Here is a 19,255-nt window from a genome sequence, read left to right as displayed (position 1 = left end):
CGTACTCCGGACGCGGTACAGAATGCCTTCGAACCCCTTGCCCCGGGAGGCCATGGTGGACATTCGCCGCGCTACGACCGTCACGGAACTCCTGGCCGCCGGCCATCTCTACGACGCACCGCCCCGTGAGGAATGGGCCGCCCGCTTCCTCGCGGCGGACGGTCATGTGCTGCTGATCGCGTACGTGGACGGCGTCCCGGCCGGCTTCGTCACGGGCATCGAGATGCTGCATCCGGACAAGGGCACGGCGATGTGCCTGTACGAACTCGCCGTCGACGACCCGTTCCGCCGCCGGGGCATCGGCAGGGCCCTGACGCTGGCGCTCGTGGCCGTCGCCCGGGAGCGGGGGTGCTACGACCTGTGGGTCGGCGTGGAAGGCGACAACGAGGCGGCACTCGCGACGTACCGATCGGCCGGGGCGGGGGACGACGGCGGGTTCACGATGCTGACGTGGGAGTTCGGGGACGGTGGCGCTGCGTAGAGGGGGCGTTCCCGGGCGTCGACCCCGACCTTCGTCGGGGGCCGCTCCTGCCGTTCGGCCCCCGCGCCGGGCCGTGGTGCCTTCGTACGTTCGCCGCATGGCAAAGCACACACATCAACACCACTGGCCCGTCCGGCTGTTCGGATCGGCCGCACTACTGGCGTCGGCGGCCGCCGTGATCGGGACGCTGTCGCCCGGGGGCCTGGGGCGGCCCGGCCCGACCGAGGTCACCCAGGGGGCTTCCGCATCCCTCTACCGGTCGCTGACGGGAGCGGTCGGGGACGGTCCGGGGTGGCTGGGGCACCTGCTGGAGCTGTCCTCCGAGGCCACGCTGATCGTTCTCGGCCTGCTGCTGCTCGCGGTCTGCTGGACGGCGGTACGCCGGCGGGACGCGGGCGCGGTGGCGGGGGCCGTGCTCATCGGCGCCGGGACGGTCCTGGCGTACGCCGTCAGCGAGGCGCTGAAGCTGATCGTCGACGAGGAGCGCCCGTGCCGGGCGCTGGACGGCGCCCGGGCGGTCGCCGCGTGCCCCGAGCCGGGCGACTGGTCGTTCCCGAGCAACCACGCCACCCTGGCCGCCGCCCTCGCGGTCGGTCTGGCGGTGCGGCGGCCCCGGCTCGCCGCCGTGACCCTGCCGTTGGCCGTGGCGGCGGCGCTGCTGCGGGTCCTGGTGGGGGTCCACTACCCGCACGACGTGATCGCCGGGGCGGTGCTCGGCGGGGCGGTCGTCACCGCGGCTCTCCTCGTGCCGGCCCGCCCCGCCGGTCTGCTCGCCTCAGCGCTGCTCGGCCGGTGGTGGGGGCAGGATCCCGGCCTCGTGGGCGACGACGGCCGCCGCGGCCCGGTTGTCGACGCCGAGGCGGGCCAGGACGGAGCTGACGTGCGCCTTGACCGTGCCCTCGACCAGGTGCAGCCGCCGGGCGATCTGCCCGTTGGACAGCCCGCCGCCGAGGTGCGACAGCACTTCGCGCTCCCTGGGCGTCAGCCCGGCGACCCGCTTCCGGGCCACGTCCCGCCGGCCGGCCAGGGCCCCGGCCCCGGTGGACGCGAGGTGCGCCACCACGCGGGCGGCGACCTTCGGTGACAGATAGGCGGCGCCTTCGGCCACGGCCCGCACCCCGGCGACGAGTTCCTCGGGCTCGCCGGACTTGATCAGGAATCCGGCGGCCCCGCAGCCCAGCGCCCGCAGGATGTAGTCGTCCTCGCCGAACGTGGTCAGCATGACGACGCCGGTGGCGGGCAGGGTGCGGCGGATCTCGGCCGCGGCGTCGATGCCGTTGGTCCCCGGCATCCGCACGTCGAGGACGGCCACGTGCGGGCGGTGCGCCCGGACCAGCTCCACCGCCTCGTGCCCGTCGGCCGCCTCGGCGACGACCTCGATGCCCGGGTCGGTGGCGAGGACGGCGCGGACGCCGGCGCGGATCATGGGCTCGTCGTCGGCGACCACGACCCGGATCGTCCCGGCGGGGGTCGCGTCCGCCCGGGTCGTGTCCGGCCGGATCATCAGGCGCTCACGGTGTCAGCGCGTCGCGGGAGACCAGCCTGCCGTCCCGGAAGCAGAGCCGGTACACGTCTCCGGACCGGTCGTCGAAGCGGTCGGCCGTCATCGCGTAGAACTCGCACGTCACCCCTCGTTCCTCCGGCCCGGCGTCGCTCGTCGGCCGCTCCACCGACTGCCGGTCCGGCAGCACCTTCCGCAGGTCGGACCGATCCTGCCCCACCCGCAGGCGGGCGTAGTCGCGCGGGTCGAGGACGGACCGGGACGCGGCCACCGTCTCCCACGTCCCGACCCCGGCGAGCAGCACCGCACCCGCCGCCAGCGGCACCGCCAGCGCGGTGAGCAGGGTGCGGCGGACATGCCACCGAGCCCGCCGGAATCCCGCCGCCCCGGGAATCGTTCCGGCGGCGGCCCGGGGCGCGGGCTGCGCGGGAGCGTGGTGGGGCAGCCGGGCGGCGACGGTGAAGCCCCCGTCCCGGGGGCCGTGGTCGAGGGTGCCGCCGACGAGCCGGACGCGCTCGTCCAGCCCGATGAGGCCGCGGCCCCCGTGCCCGGCGAGTCCTTGGGCCCCGTCCTCGGCCGACAGGTCGCCCGGGATCCCTGCCCGCGGTGCCCCCGGGACTCCGCTGCGGACCACCACCCGGGTCTCGGTCGCCGTGTGCGAGACCTCGACGCTCACGGGCCGGCCGGGCTCGTGCTTGGCCGCGTTGGTCAGGCCTTCCTGCACGACCCTGTGCGCGGCGCGTTCGACGGCGGGCGGAAGGCCCGACGCCTCTCCGGCCACGGTCAGTTCGACGGCGAGCCCGGAGGCGGCCGCGTCACCGACGAGCCGGGGGATGTCGGAGTCCCGCGGTCCCTGCGGCGGGCCCTCGCTCTCCTCGCGGAGGACGCCGATCACCTCGCCGAGGCGTTCCACCGCCGCACCGGCCCTGCCCCGGATGTCCTGGGCGGCCTGCCGGTTCCGCTCGTCCAGACCGGGAGCCAGCTTCAGGGCCCCGGCCGACAGGGCGATCAGGCTGAGGTCGTGGCCCAGCACGTCGTGCATGTCCCGCGCGATCCGGGCCCGCTCCAGCAGCCTCGCCTGCTCGGCGATCAACTTCCTCTCCCGCTCCAGCTGTTCGGCTCTCTCCCAGCCGGCCCGGACCAACTCCCGGTACTGACGTGAGAACCGCCCCACGAACCAGGGCACCAGCACGGCGAGGACGACCACCGCCACGAACTGCGTCCCGAGAGCGAGCAGGGACGGCATCACGGCCACCGCCACCGCCCCTGCCACGAGCGCCCCGGCCAGCACCAGGACCAGCGTTCTGCCGCGCCCGGGGCCCCGTCCCGCGACGAACGCCGCGACCGCGGTCGGCAGCCCCCACCACCACCCGACCAGGCTCAGCGCGCCGAACGCCGCCGCGGCGGGCACCAGCAGGCCTCCCGGGCCCGCCCACCGGGAGCGGGGGCCACGAGCGGGCCTGTGCACGAGGTCATGGCTGTTCACGAGGGAGAGGCTACGGAGACCGGGGGCCTTCCGGCACTGCCGAAAGTCATATGTCCGGCGCCTGGTGACCGCCCCGCACCGGCCGGGGCGCGGCCAGGTCGAGCGGCCCCTCCACCGGCAGCAGGGCGGCGGCCCGCTCCCGCTCCCCCGCCCGGACCGCCGCGCGCACCTCGCGCGCGAGGGGGGTGACGTCGCGGACGGACACGGTCCACTCGTCCGCGTACCGCCGGGCGGCCTCGCCGCTCAGCCCGAGCTGGAGGGAGCGGTACGGGAGCGGGTTCAGGTCGAGGTCACGTTCGGGGTCCCACTGGACCCGGGCGGGTGCCGTGCGCAGGCTCCGCTTCCAGGACCGCTGGTCGGGGTGCACATCGCGTACGTAGTTAGAGAGTTCGGCGTGCGCGAGGGCCCATCGGAGGCCGCCCCGGTCGATCTCGACGGCGAGGACGACCTCCTGCCCCTCCTTCGTGCCCCAGCCGCAGCGGTACATCATCCACAGGAAGCTGGGCTTGATCCAGGTCATCCGGTCCCGCTTCCAGGCATCGGGGAACCGCCCGTCGCGTGCGGCGGGCAGCCCGATGGCCGGGCGGTACGCCTGGTAGACGGTGACGGTGGTGGCGGTCTGGCGGGCGCGGATCTCGTAACGGGGCGGGAGGGGCGGGGCGTCCATCGCCACAGGATGCGGGAGGCGCTCGCGGTTCAGCACCTGGATTTCGCGGGTCGGCGGTCCGGGGCGCCGTTCTCCGGCGGGCACCGTTCTCCGGCGGGCACCGGAATCGCCCTGTGCCGTGCCAGGTTCCGGTGCGACGCCCTGCATCGTTCGAGGTTCCGGTGCCGACGGAGCCGTGCGAGCGTGACCGTGCCGGGTCTACCGGAGCGGTCCCGGCGGTTCCGAACCATCAGCCGCTCCGTGAACCAGAGGGGGACACGTGCGACCGAACACCCTGAAGAGGACAGCCGTCGGTATCGTCGCCGCGGCGGGCATCGCCGCGGGGAGCCTCGCGGGCGCGACCGTCAGCTCCGCCGCGTCGGACACGGCCGTGCGGCAGACGGCGGTGGCCGGTGAGACCGGCACGCTCGCGGTGAACAACTTCGGCCTCCCCTCCAGCCAGGCGAAGGGGGTCCAGCGCTGGCTGAAGACGCGCTGGAACTACAACGACTCGGTCGACGGGCAGCTCGGCCCGAACAGCTGGAAGGCGTTCCAGCGTCACCTCAAGGCGAGTCACGGCTACACCGGCGCGATCGACGGCGACCCCGGATCCGGCACGGTCAAGGCCCTGCAGCGCAAGCTGAAGGCGTCCTACGGCTACACCGGCGCGATCGACGGAATCGCCGGGCCCGGCACCCAGGCGGCGTTCGGGAAGTTCGGCGACTGGGCCAGGAGCGCCTACTGACCGAGGCCGTACGCACCGTGCGCGGCGACCGTGCCGCCGGCCGGCCGGAGCGGGACGCGTGTTCCCTGCGCCGGCCGGCCGGAGGCGGTGGACCGCTCGGCCCGAAGGGCGCTCAGTGGTTGCGCGGGAAGCCGAGGTCGACGCCTGCCGGGGCGTCGGCCGGGTCGGGCCAGCGGGTGGTGACGACCTTGCCGCGCGTGTAGAAGTGCACGCCGTCGTTGCCGTAGATGTGGTGGTCGCCGAAGAGCGAGTCCTTCCAGCCGCCGAAGGAGTGGTAGCCCACGGGGACCGGGATCGGGACGTTGACGCCGACCATGCCGGCCTCGACCTCCAGCTGGAAGCGGCGGGCCGCGCCGCCGTCGCGGGTGAAGATCGCGGTGCCGTTGCCGAACGGCGAGGCGTTCATGAGGGCGACGCCGTCCTCGTAGGTGTCCACGCGGAGCACGCACAGCACCGGGCCGAAGATCTCGTCCCGGTACGCGTCGGAGTCGGTGGATACCTTGTCCAGGAGGGACAGGCCGATCCAGTGGCCGTCCTCGAAGCCCTCGACCGTGTGGCCCGTGCCGTCGAGGACGACCTCCGCGCCCTGGGCGGCGGCGCCCGTGACGTAGGAGGCGACCTTGTCGCGGTGGGCGGCGGTGATCAGGGGGCCCATCTCGGAGGCGGGGTCGTTGCCGGGGCCGATCGTGATCTTCTCGGCGCGCTCGCGGATCTTCGCGACCAGTTCGTCGCCGATCGCGCCGACCGCGACGACGGCGGAGATCGCCATGCAGCGCTCGCCGGCGGAGCCGTAGGCCGCCGAGACCGCAGCGTCGGCGGCCGCGTCCAGGTCGGCGTCCGGGAGGACCAGCATGTGGTTCTTCGCGCCGCCCAGGGCCTGGACGCGCTTGCCGTTGGCGGAGGCGGTGGCGTGGATGTGGCGGGCGATGGGAGTGGAGCCGACGAAGGAGACGGCCGCCACGTCCGGGTGGTTCAGCAGACCGTCGACCGCGACCCTGTCGCCGTGCAGGACGTTGAGGACGCCGTCCGGAAGGCCGGCCTCCGACGCCAGCTCGGCCAGCAGGTTGGCGGCCGAGGGGTCCTTCTCGCTCGGCTTCAGCACGAATGTGTTGCCGCAGGCGATGGCCAGCGGGAACATCCACATCGGCACCATGGCGGGGAAGTTGAACGGCGTGATGCCCGCGACGACGCCCAGCGACTGGCGGATCGAGGAGACGTCGACCCGGTTGGACACCTGGGTGGACAGCTCGCCCTTGAGCTGGGTGGTGATCCCGCAGGCCAGCTCGACGATCTCCAGACCGCGGGCGACCTCGCCCAGCGCGTCCGAGTGCACCTTGCCGTGCTCGGCGGTGATCAGCGCGGCGATGTCGTCGCGGTGGGCGTCGAGCAGCGCGCGGTAGCGGAAGAGGACGGTGGTGCGCTGGGCGAGCGAGGAGGTGCCCCACGTCGTGTACGCGGCCTTCGCCGCCGCCACGGCCGCGTCGACCTCCTCCACGGAGGCGAGCGCGACCTGCGTGGTGACGGCGCCGGTGGCCGGGTCCGTGACGGGACCGTACTGGCCCGACGTGCCCTCCACTGTCTTGCCGCCGATCCAGTGGTTGACGGTCTTCGTCATGACGTACTCCTTCAGGCTTCTGGCCGCTCAGGCAGGTTCGAGCGGGTTCGAGCGGGTTCAGGCAGGCTTCACAGATGGCGGCGTCGGGCGGCGGCCTGCCGGTCGTACTCCTCCCGCGCCTTGACCGCCGCCGGTCGGCTCGCGGTCTCGGCTACCGGAACATCCCACCACGCCTGTGCTGGAGGGGGGCCCGACACTGTGTCGGGCGTTTCGGTCTCGACGTAGACACAAGTGGGACCGCTCGCGTCACGGGCCTCGAAGAGTGCTGTGCGCAGGTCGTCGGCGGTGGTGGCGCGCAGGACGCGCATGCCGAGCGACTCCGCGTTGGAGGCCAGGTCGACGGGGAGCGGCGGGCCGGTGAAGCCGCCGTCGGCGTCCCGGTGGCGGTAGGCCGTGCCGAAGCGCTCGGCGCCGACCGACTCGGAGAGGCCGCCGATGGAGGCGTATCCGTGGTTCTGGAGGATCAGCAGCTTCAGCGGCAGGTTCTCCTGGACGGCGGTGACGATCTCGGTGGGGTTCATCAGGTACGTGCCGTCGCCGACCAGGGCCCAGACGGGGCGGTGGGGGGCGCGGTCCTCGTTGGCGAGCAGGACGCCGATGGCCGCCGGGATCTCGTATCCCATGCAGGAGTAGCCGTACTCGACGTGGTACTGGTCGCGGGAGCGGGTGCGCCAGAGTTTGTGCAGGTCACCGGGGAGGGAGCCCGCGGCGTTGACGATGATGTCGTCCTCGGTGACCAGGTCGTCCAGGAGGCCGAGGACCTGGCTCTGGGTGGGGCGCGCGGTGGGGTCGGGGGTGGCGAAGGACGCCTCGACCCGTTCCTCCCATGCTTCCTTCGCGCCGGTGTACTCCGTCTCGTACGCCGGGTCGACCCGGTAGCCGCGTCCGGCGAGCGCCGCCGTGAGCGCCTCCAGGCCGGTGCGGGCGTCGGCGACCAGCGGGAGGGCGGCCAGCTTGTGGGCGTCGAAGCCGGTGATGTTGAGGTGGAGGAAACGGACGGCCGGATCGGCGAAGAGCGTGCCGGAGGCGGTGGTGAAGTCGGAGAAGCGGGTGCCGACACCGATCACCAGGTCGGCGGTGCGGGCCAGTTCGTCGGCGGTGGCGGTGCCGGTGTGACCGATGCCGCCGACGTCGGCCGGGTGGTCGTGGCGGAGCGCGCCCTTGCCGGCCTGGGTGGAGGTGACCGGGATGCGGGTCGCCGCGGTGAACGCGGCGAGCGTCTCCTCGGCGGCGCTGTGCCGGACCCCGCCGCCGGCGACGATCAGCGGGCGGCGGGCGGAGCGCACCGCGCGTACCGCGGCTTCCAGTTCGTGCGCGTCGGGGGCGGGCCTGCGGACGTGCCAGTCGCGCTCGGCGAAGAACTCCTGCGGCCAGTCGTACGCCTCCGCCTGCACGTCCTGCGGCAGCGCGAGCGTGACGGCCCCGGTCTCGGCGGGGTCGGCGAGGACGCGCATCGCCTGCAACGCGGCCGGGATCAGCGCCTCGGGCCGGGTGATCCGGTCGAAGTAGCGCGAGACCGGGCGCAGACAGTCGTTGACCGAGACATCGCCCGCGTAGGGCACTTCCAGCTGCTGGAGCACGGGGTCGGCGGGCCGGGTCGCGAAGGTGTCGCCGGGCAGGAGGAGGACGGGCAGGCGGTTGATCGTCGCGAGGGCGGCCCCGGTGACGAGGTTGGTGGCCCCCGGGCCGATGGACGTGGTCACCGCGTGTGCCGAGAGCCGCCCGGACTGACGGGCGTACCCGACGGCCGCGTGCACCATGGCCTGTTCGCTGCGGCCCTGGAGGTACGGCATACGGTGCGCGAGTCCGTTCCCGCCCCCGCTTACGCCGGCGTTCCCGCCCCCGCCGCCTCTTCCGCCGTTCCCGTCGCCGCCCGCCTCGACGAGTGCCTGGCCGATGCCCGCGACGTTGCCGTGTCCGAAGATGCCCCAGGTGGCGCTGATGAGCCGCTGCCGACGGCCGTCGCGCTCGGTGTACTGCCGGGCCAGGAAGGCGACCAGTGCCTGAGCGGTGGTCAGCCGGCGGGTGGGACAGCGGGGGTTCGCGGGACTCGTCGGGCTCAAGGCGTTACCTCCGGGCCGGGCGACGGATGCGCCGTGTACAGCGGGAGTCTGGCGTCGATCGACTCGTCCCGCCAGGTGTCGCGGATCCATCGGTGGTCGGGATGGTCGCGGATCAGCCAGGCGCGCTCCTCCCCCGGCCCGGCCATCACGTTCAGGTAATACAGCGTCCGGCCGGGCGGGGCGATGGACGGGCCGTGCCAGCCGTCGGGGATGAGGACGGCGTCGCCGCCGCGCACTTCGGCGAGGACGTCCGTACCGCCGTCGCGCGACGGGGAGACCCGGTGGTAGCCGATCCCGCCGTCCGCGACCTCGAAGTAGTAGATCTCCTCCAGCTCGCACTCCTGGCCCGGCACGTGCTCGTCGTGTTTGTGGGGCGGGTAGGAGGACCAGTTGCCGCCGGGGGTGAGCACCTCGACGGCGATCAGCCGGTCGCAGTCGAAGGTGTCGGCGGCGGCGAAGTTGTTCACCTGGCGCGAGCAGGTCCCGGAGCCGCGCAGTTCGACGGGTACCTCCGGCGCGGGGCCGTAGCGAGCGGGGAGTCGTCGCTCGCACTTCGCTCCTGCCAGGGCGAAGCGGCCACCTGCGCCGGAGGCGATCTGTGCGTGGGAGTCGCGCGGTACGTACGCGAAGTCGGAGACCCCGCTGAACACGCTCTCCCGGCCCAGCAGTTCAAAGGTCTCGCCTGCCGTACGCACCGTACATGCACCGGCCAACGGCAGGACGATCCATTCACTACCGCCGGTGTCGAGCGTGTGAACACCTCCCGGTTCCAGCTCCAGCACCCGCAGGGCCGAACGGTCCCAGCCGGCCCGCTCGGGGTCGATGTCGACGGCGTACGCCCCGCGCGCGACGCTGCCGGCCGGCAGGTGGTGCCGATGGTCCCGCTCGGGAGGCTGATGCTTCGTCATGGCTCTTCCCTACCCGTGCCGAGCAGCGATACGGCGGTGTCGACGGCACACGTCACGTCCCCGTCGACCGGGTAGAGCAGCGATCGCCCCACGACCAGCCCCCGCACGGTGGGCAGCCGCAGCGCGTCGCGCCACTTCCCGTACGCGGCGTCCTGGTCGTCGCCGACCTCGCCGCCGAGCAGGACGGCGGGCAGGGTGGAGGCCTCCATCGCCCGGGCCATGGCGTCGGGGTCGTCGGTGACGGGGACCTTCAGCCAGGTGTACGCGGACGTCCCGGCGAGGCCCGACGCGATGGCGATGGAGGTCGCCACGGCGGCGGCGCCGAGATCGTTGCGCAGGCGGCCGTCGACGCGGCGGCAGAGGAACGGCTCGACGAAGACGGGCAGCCGGTGCGCCGCCATCGCGTCGACGGTCCGGGCGGCGGTGTGCAGGGTGTCCAGCGAACCGGGGTCGTCGTGGTCGATGCGCAGCAGCAGCTTCCCCGCGTCGAACCCGTGGCGGACCAGGTCGTCGGGGCGGTAGCCGGTGAACCGGTCGTCGAGCTCGAACGCGGCGCCGGCCAGCCCGCCGCGGTTCATCGAGCCCATCACGACCTTGTCCTCCAGGGCTCCCAGCAGGAGGAGGTCGTCCAGGACGTCGGCGGAGGCGAGCACTCCGTCGACCCCGGGACGGGAGAGGGCGAGGCAGAGCCGCTCCAGCAGCTCGAAGCGGTTGGCCATGGCGAGCGACCGGCCCCCCACGGCGAGCGCGCCGCGCGCGGGGTGGTCGGCCGCGATGATCATCAACCGGTCTCCGGGATGACGGATCAGCCGCCGCCGCTTCCGTCGCGCGGCGGCCTCGGCGACGGCTTCGGGGCGCTCGGCGCGCAGCCGCACCAGTTCGGAGAGGGAGGGCGCCAGTGGCGTCATGAGCCCGCTCCGGTCGGGGCGTCTCCGGTCGGGGTATCGGTCGGAGCACCGGGGGCCGGCGGAGTGACCGGGGCGGCCGTCACGGTTCCGGCCGCGAGGGCTTCCTCGACCTCGCCCGAAGACGGCATCGCGGGCGAGCAGGCGAGTCGGGAGGCGACGATGGCGCCGGCCGCGTTCGCGTACCGCACGAGGCGGTCGAGGGGCCACCCGGCGAGCAGTCCGTGGCAGAGGGCGCCCCCGAACGCGTCCCCCGCGCCGAGTCCGTTGACCACCTCCACCGGCAGGGGCGGGCAGTCGGCTGTGGTGCCGTCCCGGTGGACGGCGAGCACGCCCTTCGGGCCCTGTTTGACGACCGCGAGCTCCACGCCGGCCGCGAGCAGGGCACGGGCCGCGGCGTGGGGTTCGCGTTCACCGGTCGCGATCGCGCACTCGTCGATGTTGCCGACGGCGACCGTGGCATGGGCCAGCGCCTCGCGGTACCGCGCGGGGGCCTCGGGGCTGTCGTCGCCGCCGTCCCAGAACATGGGCCGCCAGTCGAGGTCGAAGACCGTCGCCGTACGCGGCGCACCGGCCGGGCGGGCGTCGGTGGGGCGGGCGCCGCGGGCCGCGAGCGCGGCCAGGGTGGCGGAGCGGCTCGGCTCGGCGCTGAGTCCGGTGCCCGTCATCCAGAAGATCCGGGCGTCGCGCACCGCGTCCAGGTCGAGGTCCGGCGCGTGGATCTCCAGATCGGGGGCCTTGGGCCGCCGGTAGAAGTAGAGCGGGAAGTCGTCCGGCGGAAAGATCTCGCAGAAGGTGACCGGAGTCGGGTACTCCGGCACGGGCGTCACCCACCGGTCGTCCACCCCGAACCGCTCCAGCTCCTGGTGGAGATAGGCACCGAAGGGGTCGTCCCCGGTCCGGGTGATCACGGCCGTCCGCCGCCCCAGCCGGGCCGCCGCCACCGCGACGTTCGTCGGGGAGCCGCCGAGGAACTTGCCGAACGTCTCGACCCGGGCGAGCGGCACCCCCACCTCCAGCGGGTAGAGGTCCACCCCGATCCGCCCCATGGTGATCACGTCGTACGGCTCAGGCATGCCCATCCCTTCGACCCACCGGTGGCCGGCTGGTCCCAGGTCTAGTCCCCTCCCGGGAACCCTGTCAATATTTTGTCCGGACATTCGGACGAACCCTTGACACTCTTCCGCGCGGGCCCTGAGGCTGGGCGTTATGACCCCCTCCGTCCGCTCCTCGGCCCGCATCCGCATCGGCTCGGCCCCCGACTCCTGGGGCGTGTGGTTCCCCGACGACCCGAAGCAGGTGCCGTGGCAGCGCTTCCTCGACGAGGTGGCCGAGGCCGGGTACGCGTGGATCGAGCTCGGCCCGTACGGCTATCTGCCCACCGACCCGGCCCGGCTGGCCGACGAGACCCGCGACCGGGGGCTCACGGTCTCCGCCGGGACCGTCTTCACCGGATTGCACCACGGCCCGGACGTCTGGGACCGGACGTGGGCGCATGTCGCGGACATCGCCGGACTGACCCGGGCCATGGGCGCCGAACACCTGGTCGTCATCCCCTCCTTCTGGCGCGACGACAAGACGGGCGAGGTGCTGGAGGACCGGGTGCTCACGCCCGCGCAGTGGCGTGATCTGACCGCGCAGACGGAACGGCTGGGCCGGGAGGTCCGGGAGCGCTTCGGGCTGCGCATCGTCGTCCACCCGCACGCCGACACCCACATCGACACCGAGGAGAACGTCAACCGCTTCCTCGACGCCACCGATCCGGATCTCGTCTCGCTCTGCCTGGACACCGGGCACTACGCCTACTGCGGCGGCGACAGCGTCAAGCTCATCGAGACGTACGGGGAGCGCATCGGCTACCTCCATCTCAAGCAGGTCGACCCGGAGATCCTGGCGGTGGTGGTGGCGGACGAGGTGCCGTTCGGCCCGGCGGTGGCCCGGGGCGTGATGTGCGAGCCGCCCGGCGGGGTCCCCGCCCTGGAACCGGTCCTGGAGGCGGCCCGCGCACTGGACGTCGATCTCTTCGCGATCGTGGAGCAGGACATGTATCCGTGCCCGCCGGACAAGCCGTTCCCGATCGCCCGCCGCACCCGGGAGTTCCTCCGCTCCTGCGGAGGGCCCGGATCGGCGCTCTGAACTCCCGTCAGACTCCCGTGCGTCCGTCGACGCGCTCGCGGATCAGGTCGGCGTGCCCGCAGTGCCGCGCGTACTCGCCGATCATGTGGGTGTAGATCCACCGCAGCGTGACCTGCGTGCCCATGAACGGGCTGGTGTCGTCGAGCGCCCGGGCCGCGCAGTTCTGCCGGGCCCGCGCCACCTCGGCCTCCCAACGCGCGAGCGCCTGCTCATGGGTGGAGTCCTCGGCGAGCTCCCAGCCGCCGTCACGGCCCTCGGCTCCGTCCCCGCCGCCGGCCGGAGGCGCGAAGAGCGGTGGGGCGTCCTCCTGCGCGAGCACGCGACGGAACCAGTTCCGCTCGACCTCCGCCAGGTGCTGGAGCAGTCCGAGCAGTGTGATCGGCGAGGGCGTCGCGGACGCCTCGCGCAGGCTCTCCTCGGGCAGGTCCGCGCACTTCCGGGCGAGGGTGGCCCGGTAGAAGTCGAGCCAGCTCTCCAGGGAGACGCGTTCATCGGCGACCAGAGGGGGCATCGGGCGTTCGGAAGTGCTCATGGCCCCCATCGTGGCAGCCGGGTCCGACAACGGCCGCACCCCGCACCACCGGTCCCGGTTCATCCGTTCTGCGACAGCAGTAACCGTTTCGGCACACATATCGCGGTTACGCATGGTTTCTGTCACAACCGGTCGACAGCCCCACGCCACCTGCCGCCCGGGGTCGTTCAACCGAGCGCAGGCCGAGTGATCGTCAGCCTGTGCTGCGGAGCGCAGCAGAGAAGCGCTGAGAGGTGTCACTGATGACCGACGAGACGCTCTGGTCCTACAAGGACATTGCCGCGCACATCCAGGTCCAGCCGGACACCGTCCGCTCCTATCGCAAACACGGGCTCCTGCCCCCGCCCGACCAGGTGAAGAACGGGAAGCCGTACTGGCACGGGGACACCGTCCGCGCGTGGGTCGCCTCCCGCCCCCGCAACCGGGGCCGCTGACACCCCTGCCGGCACGGCGACTCCGCCCGCACGGGCCGCGCCCGTCAGCTCCGGGCGGGCGCCCGGAATTGGGCCGTCCAGAGGAACGGCTCCCCGAAGAGCGGGGATTCGGGAGCCTCGTCGTTCATCCGGCGCAGCTCGATCTCCGTCAGGCCGGAGAAGACCCGGCGCAGCGCCTCGGGCGAGTAGGCGAGCCCGCCCCGCAGACCGCCCGTCCGGTAGAGCTCGGCGTCCGGCAGCTCGGAGCCCATCCCGCCCTCCCCGGCGGCGAAGCAGGTGAGCGTGAAGTGGCCGCCGGGGGCGAGGCAACGCTCCAGGAGGGCGAGATAGCTGATGCGCCGGTGGGGCGGCAGGTGATGGAAGCAGCCGGAGTCGTGGATCAGGTCGTAGGGCCCGGCCAGGGCGGCCCCCGCCGCCGTCAGCGCGAACGCGTCACCGCGGTGGAACCGGACTCCGTGGGCCCCTGCCCCTTCCGCCCGCTCCCGGGCCCAGGCGATCGCCTCCGAGGAGAGGTCGACCGCGTCGACGTCGAAGCCGAGCGAGGCCAGGTGCAGCGCGTTGCGGCCGGGGCCGCAGCCGAGGTCCAGCGCACGGCCCGGGGCGATCAGCCCCTGACGGAGATAACCGTCGAGGCTCTCGTCGGGCTTGTCCACGAAGAACGGCACCGTCTTCGAACGGTCCGCGTAGAAGTCGTCCCACCAGGACGCCCCGCCCGCCGTCCACCGGTCCGCCGCCGGCGCGAACAGCCCGTCCATCAGTGCCAGCACATCGTCCGTCGTCGTCACGTTCCGGTCCATCCGGGCCCCCTTTTCCGATGGGGTAATCCTAGACAGTCGGAGCATGAAATCCCAGGTCAGAGCCCCTTTGCCGATGCCGCCGGCAGGCTCCTGACGTCGTCCGGGACGGGCGGGGAGGACGACCCCCCGGCCTCCACCCGTTCGGTGCCCCGCGGGCCCTCCGGGGCCCGCTCCGGGGGTGTTCCCGGCCTCCCCGAGGGCTGTTTCCGAACGCCTTCCCCGTCCCCTTCACTGAGGCCGAACCTGCGGTGGAAGGCGCGCAGGGGCGCGGGGGCCCACCAGGTGGAGCGGCCCATCAGCTTCATCACGGCGGGGACCAGCAGACCGCGCACCACCATGGCGTCCATCAGGACGGCCAGGGCGATGCCGAGTCCCAGCATCTTGGTGTTGGTGACCCGTGAGGTGCCGATGGCCACCATCACGACCGCGAGGATCACGGCGGCCGCGGTGATCAGTCCGCCGGTGTGCCGGAGTCCGAAGGTGACGGAGTGCTCGTGGTCGCCGGTGCGGTCGTGCTCCTCCTTGATCCGGGATATCAGGAAGACCCCGTAGTCCATGGAGAGTCCGAAGGCGACGCAGAACATCAGGACGGGCAGCGTCGTCTCGATGTCACCCGTGCTGGTGAAGGCGAGCAGCCCGGAGAGATTCCCGTCCTGGAAGACCCAGACCACCGCTCCGAACATCGCGGTCAGGCTGAGGGCGTTGAGCACGACCGCCTGGAGCGGGATGAGCACACTGCCGGTGAGCAGGAAGACCAGGAGCAGGGTGGCCACCACGATGATCCCCACCGCCCAGGGCAGCCGGTCGGCTATGGCGTCCTTGGAGTCGACGAGGACCGCCGCCGTGCCCGTCACCGAGGTGTCGAGGGAGGCGGCGGAGGGCGTGGCCCTCAGGTCCCGTACGAGCTGCTGGGTCGCCTCGCCGACGGCTTCTCCTTCGGGCAGCACGCTGTAGTAGGCCACCAAGTCCCCGGTGACCGGGCCGTCGACCCGCAGGACTCCGGGGAGATGCTCGATCCGGTCCTTCAGGTCCGCGTACTCGGCGGGGGAACCCTGCCCCTCGGCCAGCACCTCCAGGCCACCGCCGGGGCTGCCGGGGAACCCTTCGCGGATGTGTTCCTGAACGACCCGGGACTCCGCCGAGGCCGGCAGCTGACGGTCGTCCGCCGTGCCGAACTTGACGCCCAGGAAGGGCAGTCCGAGCAGCAGGAGCCCCACGGTGGTGACGACGGCGAAGAGGGGCGCCCTGCGCATCACCAGCACGGCCAGCCGCGCCCAGCCCCGGCCCGGCGACGCCTCCTCCCCCGCGCCTCCGCGGCTCTCCTTCCGGCGGCGGAACAGCCGGCGCAGGTCCAGCGCGTTGATCCGGTGGCCGAGCAGCAGGAGTGCCGCGGGCAGCAGGATCAGCGCGGCGGCGGCGGCCAGGAGGACCACGGCGATGCCGGCGTAGGCGAAGGACCGCAGGAAGTACTGCGGGAAGACGAGCATGGCCGACAGGGACACCGCCACGGTCAGCGCCGAGAACAGCACCGTCCGCCCGGCGGTCCGCAGCGTCGTGCCCACCGCGGCCCGGGGGTCCGCCCCGCCGGCCAGCTCCTCGCGGAAGCGGCGGACGATGAACAGGGCGTAGTCGATGGCGAGTCCGAGGCCGAGCGCCGTGGTGAGGTTCATGGCGAAGACCGAGACGTCGGTGAACTCCGTCAGGCCTCGCAGCACGGCGTTGGTGCCGAGGATGGCGACGATGCCGACACCGAGCGGCAGCATCGCGGCGACGGCGCTGCCGAAGACCATGACCAGCAGGACGAGCGTCACCGGCAGGGCGATCAGCTCGGCCCGCAGCAGATCCTCCTGGATGATCGTCTGCATCTCGTGCTGCACCGCGACGGGCCCGCCGAGGGAGACCGTCACCGGCCCCCGCTCTCCAGCGAAGGCGGGGGTTATCCGGTCGAGGGTCTCGCCTGCGGTCTTCTCGTCGCCGCCGATCCGGGCCGCGATGACCGCCTCGCGACCGTCCTCGGAGCGCAGGGCGGGTGATGCGGTCTCCCAGTAGGACCCGATGCCCGAGATCCCCGGCTCGGCCTTCAGCCGCTCGACCAGGCGGGCGGCCTCGGCCGCCACCGCCGGGTCGTCGACGGTCGCGGAGCCGCTGTCCACCAGCAGGAGCAGGTTGGGCTGGGAGGCGGGGAACTCCCGCGCCAGCACCTCGGTCGCGTAGGTCGACTCGGCGTCGGGGGCCTGCCAGCCGCCGCTGCCCATCCGGTCCGCCACCCCGCTCCCCGCGAACACGGCGAGCGCGGTGATCACCAGCGCGGCCAGCAGCGCGAACCGCGGTCGGGCGGTGACGAACCGGGTCCAGCCGCCGACCGGTGGCGGGGCGGAACGGTTGACTTCGGACATGGTGCGGTGTCCCCTTCACCGAGACCCGGGCAGCACAGGGCAGCATGGGTCGGCCGTTGCCACTTACCCTGGCAAACACGAGTAGTCGCTCGCGTTTCACTAGAATGCGAGCGACCACTCGCGTTTGTCAACCGCATCATGAGAGCTGGGGATTGACCGTGTCGGAGGCCAAAGCCACCAAGGGCGCCGCAGCGGACGGAGCGGACGGCGGATCCAGCGCCGGCGCAGCCGGCGGAACACCGGGATCCGCCCGCCCGCGCCGCCGCCAGGCCCGCGGCGAGGCCCGTATCGCCCAACTGCTCCGGGCCGCCGCCAGCGTCTTCTGCACCAGCGGCTACACCGCGTCGAGCACCAACGCCATCGCACGCGAGGCCGGGGTGTCGCCGGGCACGCTCTACCAGTTCTTCCCGAACAAGGAGGCCATCGCCGTCGAGCTGGGCGACCAGCTGCTCAACCGCTGGCGGGACACCTACGGCGCCGCCTTCACCCAGAGCCATATCGAGCTGCCGCTCGACCGCATGCTGGATGCCATCCTCGACCCGCTGATCGCCTTCAACTGCGAGAATCCGGCCTTCTCGGTCCTGATGCACGGATCGGAGATCCCCGGCCGGATCACCGAGGAGCACGACACGCTGCACGCCACGATGCTGACGCGGGTCGAATCGGTGCTCGCCGGCTACCTCCCGGACGTCCCGGCCGGCCAGGTCCGCCGCATCGCCGACATGGCCTTCATGCTCTTCAAGGCCGGACTGGACCTGATCATGGCCCACGAGGGCGAGGAGCGCGCGGCCTACACCCAGGAGCTGAAGACGATCATGTTCCGCTACCTGGACCCCCTGGTCGGCGACGAAGCGCGACACAGGGTCCCGCACGCGCCATAGATGCTCCGCGCGCGCCGCAGACACTCCCCGTACGCCGCAGACGCCCCGCACGCGCCATGGACGACCACGGGACCGGCGCACGGCGCCGCCGGATCGCCTTCATACCCCCTAGGGGTATAGTGTGCATACGACGGAACGCCGGGGAGTCCTCCATGGCCCTCTGCGCCCCGCCACGCCGCCGTAACGTGTTCGCGAAGAGGAGAACGTCATGACCGCCGAGACAGAGACCACGACCACCCAGTCCACCGGTTCCTGCTGCTCACCCACCGGTTCCTGCCACGACGGTGCGGCCGACGTGCAGATCGAGCAGACCGACTCGGTCACCACCGTGTACCAGGTCAAGGGCATGACCTGCGGCCACTGCGAGGGCTCCGTCTCGGAGGAGATCTCCGGGATCGCGGGCGTGACCTCGGTCGCGGCCGTCGCCGCCACCGGTCTGGTCACCGTCACGTCCAAGGCCCCGCTGGCCGAGGACGCCGTCCGCGCCGCCGTCGACGAGGCCGGGTACGAGCTCCTCGGCCCGGCCGTCTGAAGGCCCGCCGGAGCAGCCGCCACCCCGTTCGCCGTCGGGCCGTGCCTCACCAGTCGATACTGGTGGGGTACGGCCCGATCTGCGTTTCCCAGGAGTTCCGGACATGGCCAGCACAGCAGCAGCCGATTTCCCGGCCGCAGACGCCTCCGAGGCCGAGCTCGTGATCGGCGGGATGACCTGCGCCTCGTGCGCCGCCCGCGTCGAGAAGAAGCTCAACCGGATGGAGGGCGTCACCGCGACGGTGAACTATGCGACCGAGAGGGCGCGCGTCACCTTCGGGGAGGGGCTGAAGTTGGGTGACCTCGTCGCCACGGTCGAGAAGACCGGCTACTCGGCCCGTCCCGTCGTGCAACCGGAGCGGAAGGCGCCGCCAGAAGCCGACGCCACCGCTTCCCCGGCCGCCACCCCGGACACATACGCGTACGCCGACGAGACCCGCCGTACGGGCACCGCCACGGGCCCGGGCGCCGATCCCGCCGTGGCCCCGGGGACCGCCCCGGCCCCTGCCGCCCGCGACGCGGGGCTGGAGCAGGACGCCTCCACCGGTGCGCTCCGGCAGCGCCTCGTGGTCTCCGCCGTGCTCGCCGTCCCCGTCGTCCTGCTCGCCATGGTTCCGGCCCTCCAGTTCGACTACTGGCAGTGGCTGAGCCTCACCCTCGCCGCGCCCGTCGTCGTCTGGGGCGGCCTGCCCTTCCACCGCGCCGCGTGGACCAACCTCCGCCACGGCGCCGCCACGATGGACACGCTGGTCTCGCTCGGTACGCTCGCCGCGTTCGGCTGGTCGCTGTGGGCCCTGTTCCTCGGCGACGCGGGCATGCCCGGCATGCGCCACGGTTTCGACCTCACCGTCTCGCGCGCCGACGCCGGCTCGACGATCTACCTGGAGGTGGCGGCCGGGGTCGTCACGTTCATCCTGCTCGGCCGCTATCTGGAGGCCCGCGCCAAGCGGAGGTCCGGGGCGGCTCTGCGGGCGCTGATGGACCTGGGCGCCAAGGACGTCGCCGTACTCAGGGACGGCCGGGAGGTCCGCGTCCCGGCGAGCACGCTCGTCATCGGCGATCGCTTCGTCGTCCGTCCCGGGGAGAAGATCGCGACGGACGGGACCGTGGTCGAGGGCTCCTCCGCCGTGGACGCCTCCATGCTCACCGGCGAGTCCGTACCCGTCGAGGTCACCGCCGGCGACACCGTCACCGGAGC

Annotated in this window: 19 protein-coding genes and 1 pseudogene; 8 read left to right on the top strand and 12 right to left on the bottom strand. The window is 72.9% G+C overall.

Features of this window, described 5'->3' with window-relative positions; translation table 11 throughout:
* The first annotated feature begins 55 nt into the window (after nucleotides 1-55).
* Nucleotides 56-481 (top strand): GNAT family N-acetyltransferase, encoded by a 426-nt coding sequence (locus tag ACIRJT_RS34975; protein ID WP_403917735.1) that lies wholly within the window; start codon nucleotides 56-58, stop codon nucleotides 479-481.
* A gap of 252 nt (nucleotides 482-733) precedes the next feature.
* Here the strand turns inward: ACIRJT_RS34975 and ACIRJT_RS34970 are convergent, their stop codons facing one another.
* The gene (locus tag ACIRJT_RS34970) at nucleotides 734-1,042 is read right to left on the bottom strand and encodes a hypothetical protein (protein ID WP_403917740.1); all 309 of its coding nucleotides are present in this window, start codon (nucleotides 1,040-1,042) and stop codon (nucleotides 734-736) included.
* Between ACIRJT_RS34970 and ACIRJT_RS34965 the strand changes: the two are divergent.
* A pseudogene (locus ACIRJT_RS34965) lies at nucleotides 942-1,169 on the top strand (phosphatase PAP2 family protein); the annotation flags it as partial. The gene ACIRJT_RS34970 and the pseudogene ACIRJT_RS34965 overlap by 101 nt on opposite strands.
* An 87-nt stretch (nucleotides 1,170-1,256) precedes the next feature.
* On the opposite strand, the gene ACIRJT_RS34960 reads toward ACIRJT_RS34965, so the two are convergent.
* The 3 genes from ACIRJT_RS34960 to ACIRJT_RS34950 form a co-directional block, all read right to left on the bottom strand.
* Complete coding sequence (locus tag ACIRJT_RS34960; RefSeq protein WP_403917546.1) at nucleotides 1,257-1,985, bottom strand: response regulator; 729 nt, start codon at nucleotides 1,983-1,985, stop codon at nucleotides 1,257-1,259.
* A gap of 7 nt (nucleotides 1,986-1,992) precedes the next feature.
* Nucleotides 1,993-3,393 (bottom strand): sensor histidine kinase, encoded by a 1,401-nt coding sequence (locus tag ACIRJT_RS34955; protein ID WP_403917732.1) that lies wholly within the window; start codon nucleotides 3,391-3,393, stop codon nucleotides 1,993-1,995.
* Between the two features lie 121 nt (nucleotides 3,394-3,514).
* The gene (locus ACIRJT_RS34950; RefSeq protein WP_403917545.1) at nucleotides 3,515-4,135 is read right to left on the bottom strand and encodes a DUF4291 domain-containing protein; all 621 of its coding nucleotides are present in this window, start codon (nucleotides 4,133-4,135) and stop codon (nucleotides 3,515-3,517) included.
* Between the two features lie 259 nt (nucleotides 4,136-4,394).
* Between ACIRJT_RS34950 and ACIRJT_RS34945 the strand changes: the two genes are divergently transcribed.
* A complete protein-coding gene (locus ACIRJT_RS34945) occupies nucleotides 4,395-4,859 on the top strand; it encodes a peptidoglycan-binding protein (RefSeq protein ID WP_403917542.1) in 465 nt (154 codons plus the stop codon).
* Nucleotides 4,860-4,971: 112 nt separating this feature from the next.
* Here ACIRJT_RS34945 and ACIRJT_RS34940 read toward each other — a convergent pair whose 3' ends face one another.
* The 5 genes from ACIRJT_RS34940 to iolC form a co-directional block, all read right to left on the bottom strand.
* Nucleotides 4,972-6,474 carry a CoA-acylating methylmalonate-semialdehyde dehydrogenase gene (locus ACIRJT_RS34940; RefSeq protein ID WP_403917540.1) on the bottom strand — a complete coding sequence of 501 codons (1,503 nt, stop codon included), beginning with the start codon at nucleotides 6,472-6,474 and terminating at the stop codon, nucleotides 4,972-4,974.
* 68 nt (nucleotides 6,475-6,542) lie between these two features.
* A complete protein-coding gene (iolD, locus tag ACIRJT_RS34935) occupies nucleotides 6,543-8,537 on the bottom strand; it encodes a 3D-(3,5/4)-trihydroxycyclohexane-1,2-dione acylhydrolase (decyclizing) (RefSeq protein WP_403917537.1) in 1,995 nt (664 codons plus the stop codon).
* Nucleotides 8,534-9,445 carry a 5-deoxy-glucuronate isomerase gene (iolB, locus tag ACIRJT_RS34930; protein ID WP_403917534.1) on the bottom strand — a complete coding sequence of 304 codons (912 nt, stop codon included), beginning with the start codon at nucleotides 9,443-9,445 and terminating at the stop codon, nucleotides 8,534-8,536. Before iolB ends, iolD begins: the two co-directional genes overlap by 4 nt.
* Entirely contained in the window at nucleotides 9,442-10,353 is a 912-nt protein-coding gene (locus ACIRJT_RS34925) for a deoxyribose-phosphate aldolase (RefSeq protein WP_403917531.1), read from the bottom strand. Before ACIRJT_RS34925 ends, iolB begins: the two co-directional genes overlap by 4 nt.
* Nucleotides 10,350-11,426, bottom strand: a complete 1,077-nt coding sequence (gene iolC, locus ACIRJT_RS34920; RefSeq protein ID WP_403917529.1) for a 5-dehydro-2-deoxygluconokinase — start codon at nucleotides 11,424-11,426, stop codon at nucleotides 10,350-10,352. Before iolC ends, ACIRJT_RS34925 begins: the two co-directional genes overlap by 4 nt.
* A 133-nt stretch (nucleotides 11,427-11,559) precedes the next feature.
* Between iolC and ACIRJT_RS34915 the strand changes: the two genes are divergently transcribed.
* Nucleotides 11,560-12,486 carry a sugar phosphate isomerase/epimerase family protein gene (locus ACIRJT_RS34915; protein ID WP_403917526.1) on the top strand — a complete coding sequence of 309 codons (927 nt, stop codon included), beginning with the start codon at nucleotides 11,560-11,562 and terminating at the stop codon, nucleotides 12,484-12,486.
* Between the two features lie 7 nt (nucleotides 12,487-12,493).
* On the opposite strand, the gene ACIRJT_RS34910 is transcribed toward ACIRJT_RS34915, so the two are convergent.
* On the bottom strand, nucleotides 12,494-13,018 hold the full coding sequence (locus ACIRJT_RS34910; protein ID WP_403917523.1) for a DinB family protein: 525 nt from the start codon (nucleotides 13,016-13,018) through the stop codon (nucleotides 12,494-12,496).
* Between the two features lie 242 nt (nucleotides 13,019-13,260).
* Between ACIRJT_RS34910 and ACIRJT_RS34905 the strand changes: the two genes are divergently transcribed.
* Nucleotides 13,261-13,452: a helix-turn-helix transcriptional regulator gene (locus ACIRJT_RS34905; RefSeq protein ID WP_403917521.1), complete on the top strand. Its 192-nt coding sequence runs from the start codon at nucleotides 13,261-13,263 to the stop codon at nucleotides 13,450-13,452.
* 44 nt (nucleotides 13,453-13,496) lie between these two features.
* On the opposite strand, the gene ACIRJT_RS34900 is transcribed toward ACIRJT_RS34905, so the two are convergent.
* Both ACIRJT_RS34900 and ACIRJT_RS34895 read right to left on the bottom strand, forming a co-directional pair.
* Nucleotides 13,497-14,249: a class I SAM-dependent methyltransferase gene (locus ACIRJT_RS34900; protein WP_403917519.1), complete on the bottom strand. Its 753-nt coding sequence runs from the start codon at nucleotides 14,247-14,249 to the stop codon at nucleotides 13,497-13,499.
* 56 nt (nucleotides 14,250-14,305) lie between these two features.
* The gene (locus tag ACIRJT_RS34895) at nucleotides 14,306-16,645 is read right to left on the bottom strand and encodes an MMPL family transporter (RefSeq protein ID WP_403917517.1); all 2,340 of its coding nucleotides are present in this window, start codon (nucleotides 16,643-16,645) and stop codon (nucleotides 14,306-14,308) included.
* A 158-nt stretch (nucleotides 16,646-16,803) separates the two neighbouring features.
* On the opposite strand from ACIRJT_RS34895, the gene ACIRJT_RS34890 reads away from it, so the two are divergent.
* From ACIRJT_RS34890 to ACIRJT_RS34880, 3 genes are all read left to right on the top strand, one after another.
* Entirely contained in the window at nucleotides 16,804-17,526 is a 723-nt protein-coding gene (locus ACIRJT_RS34890) for a TetR family transcriptional regulator (RefSeq protein ID WP_403917515.1), read from the top strand.
* Nucleotides 17,527-17,734: 208 nt separating this feature from the next.
* A complete protein-coding gene (locus tag ACIRJT_RS34885; RefSeq protein ID WP_403917512.1) occupies nucleotides 17,735-18,058 on the top strand; it encodes a heavy-metal-associated domain-containing protein in 324 nt (107 codons plus the stop codon).
* Nucleotides 18,059-18,161: 103 nt separating this feature from the next.
* Nucleotides 18,162-19,255: heavy metal translocating P-type ATPase (locus ACIRJT_RS34880; RefSeq protein ID WP_403917509.1), on the top strand; the 1,094-nt coding region annotated here is incomplete at its 3' end.

Origin of the sequence: Streptomyces sp. NPDC102283, assembly GCF_044766265.1 — a bacterium.
Taxonomy (GTDB): Bacteria; Actinomycetota; Actinomycetes; order Streptomycetales; family Streptomycetaceae; genus Streptomyces.
Note: the sequence above shows the minus strand (reverse complement) of the source record. Positions and strands in the feature narration are given on the sequence as shown.